This window comes from Hydrocoleum sp. CS-953 (assembly GCF_002260545.1).
GTDB lineage: Bacteria > Cyanobacteriota > Cyanobacteriia > Cyanobacteriales > Microcoleaceae > Trichodesmium.
On sequence record NZ_LGSU01000105.1, the window covers coordinates 1 to 2,185 of the forward strand.

2 protein-coding genes are annotated in these 2,185 nt (G+C 31.3%); one reads left to right on the top strand and one right to left on the bottom strand.

The window, feature by feature from the left end; all coding sequences use genetic code 11:
* Positions 1-29 precede the first annotated feature (29 nt).
* Entirely contained in the window at positions 30-1,013 is a 984-nt protein-coding gene (locus tag AFK68_RS00675) for a hypothetical protein (RefSeq protein ID WP_094670831.1), read from the top strand.
* Between the two features lie 140 nt (positions 1,014-1,153).
* Here the strand turns inward: AFK68_RS00675 and phnL are convergent, their stop codons facing one another.
* Complete coding sequence (gene phnL, locus AFK68_RS00680) at positions 1,154-1,891, bottom strand: phosphonate C-P lyase system protein PhnL (protein ID WP_094670833.1); 738 nt, start codon at positions 1,889-1,891, stop codon at positions 1,154-1,156.
* Positions 1,892-2,185: the final 294 nt, after the last annotated feature.

A 2,185-nucleotide genomic window follows, 5' to 3' on the forward strand; every position in this document is an offset into this window, starting at 1 on the left:
TCCTAATATTGAATCTTATATTTTAAGCTATGGACACCTGGATTATACAAATACACAACTCTACCAATGAAATTACTTTTGTGACAATTACTGCTTTAATAGCAGTCATTTTTTGCTTTTGGTTGATTCCTACTGCTACAGATATGATGGTAAATTCTGCTGCTGGTTTAGCAGGTCAATATTTAGGTAAAGATAAACGTACTATAGTAATTAATTCTAGCACAAATAACCCAGAATTATTTCTCATGTTGTTATCATTAAGTCTTCGACGACTAGGTGGTATAGCAACTCCTCTAGGTTCAAATTTTGCTAATATTTATCTGATGTTTATTGTTGCACCAATAATTGTTATTAGTAAATGGCTCTTTATTGGCAAAATATCTTATATCAAAGATTTTATCGAAATTTTTAACAAAGAAAAAATGCTGTTTTTATGGCATCTTTTCATGTCATTATCAATGTTTGCTTTTGCTAGTACAGCTTACTGGTGCATTACGGGTAAATCGGAATTTGCTCCTTTACCAGAAGGAATTAATACTCGCACTTTACCCTGGATATTTGTTGGCGGTTTAATTTGTTTAGCAGGTGTGTTAGTTTTCTTCTTTTATGAAAAACAATTTAAGAAAAAAAGACCAGAATTATTTGATGATATTAATGAAGATGATTATATAGCAAGTTGGTTTCAGTTTATTTTAGGAACAGGGTTATTAATTTTATTATGTTATGTATTAAATACATTATTTATTGCTTGGACTAATATTTATGATGATTTACTTAGTCAATTATTTGGTGATGCTGTTTTTGCCGGACTGCATTATTTTTTGGGAAGTTTAATATCATCTCTACCAGAAACAATTGTAGCTGTGAAAAATTATGAACGTTTAACTTCACCAGATTTGAATACTGCAATGGCATCTGCAAGTCAGTCAAATATGACGAATTTGGGTATAGGATTTTTGGGTAGTGTTTTAGCAAGTTTGTTGTTAGTTATGGGGATAAGTTATCAGTTGTAAAAAGCAGTCAGCTATCAGCTATCAGCTATCAGCTAATAGAGTATATCAAACAATTTTTTTTTATTTATTTGGCTTTCAAAAAATTATTGAAGTAAAACAGCATAACCTTTTGCCAGTGTAACTAATAGTAATTTTTCTAATTAGTAGTCCAAAGTAAGTTCTTTTGTACAAAGTCTTAATCTTACTTCTTCATCGTGGAAAATTCCTATTAAACCACACCCGTTAGTTTTACATTTTTCTAATAGTTCAATTACTACTTGACGATTTACAGAATCTAAGGCTGAAGTTGGTTCATCTAATAATAAAATTGGATAATTAACTACCAACGCTCTAGCTAAATTAACTCGTTGTTTTTCTCCTCCAGAAAAGGTAGTAGGTGAAAGATGCCAAAGACGTTTTGGTAAATTCAATATCTCAAATAATTCTGCTACTTTTTGATAGGCTATTTCTGGCTTTATTCCTAATTCTAATAATGGTTCTGCTGCTACTTCTAAAGCGGGCACGCGAGGAATTACTCGTAAAAATTGACTGACATAACCAATAGTAGTTTTCCGTACTTCTAAAATTTCATGGGGTAGTAATTTATGAAGGTCTAACCAAGTAGATTTATGCTTTACCCAAATTGAACCTTTATCGACTCGATAGTTACCGTAAAGACAACGCATAAATGTAGATTTGCCTGAACCAGATTTTCCGGAGAAGGCAATACATTCTCCTGCCTTTAAGCTGAGAGAAATATTTTTTAAGACTGATAGTTTGACTCCGCCTTGGTTGTGTAAAGTAAAGCTTTTTTCAACAGATTCTGCTTTTAATAGTAGAGAGTTTTCTGGAGAAATATTTTCTTTTGGATGATTAGTTGCTAGGATTTGAATATTCATAATAAAGGAAGGAATAAGGAATAAGGAATAAGGAATAAGGAAGAAGTAAGAATGAATAAGGAAGAATGAATAAGGAAGAAGGAAGAAGGAAGAAGGAAGAAGGAAGAATGAATAAGGAAGAATGAATAAGGAAGAATGAATAAGGAATAAGGAATAAGGAAGAAGTAAGAAGTAGATGGGGATATTTTTAGCTCTCTCTTTATCAAGAAAGAAGTAAATAAGAATAGTTTCAGCTATCCCCTTATCTATAAAATATAACAACTTTTAAACACTTCTAGTAAAGTTAAATAGCTC

Excerpts from the sequence above, each read along its gene's own strand:
- phnL (WP_094670833.1), bottom strand. The coding sequence starts at position 1,891 with ATGAATATTCAAATCCTAGCAACTAATCATCCAAAAGAAAATATTTCT.
- AFK68_RS00675 (WP_094670831.1), top strand. The coding sequence starts at position 30 with ATGGACACCTGGATTATACAAATACACAACTCTACCAATGAAATTACT.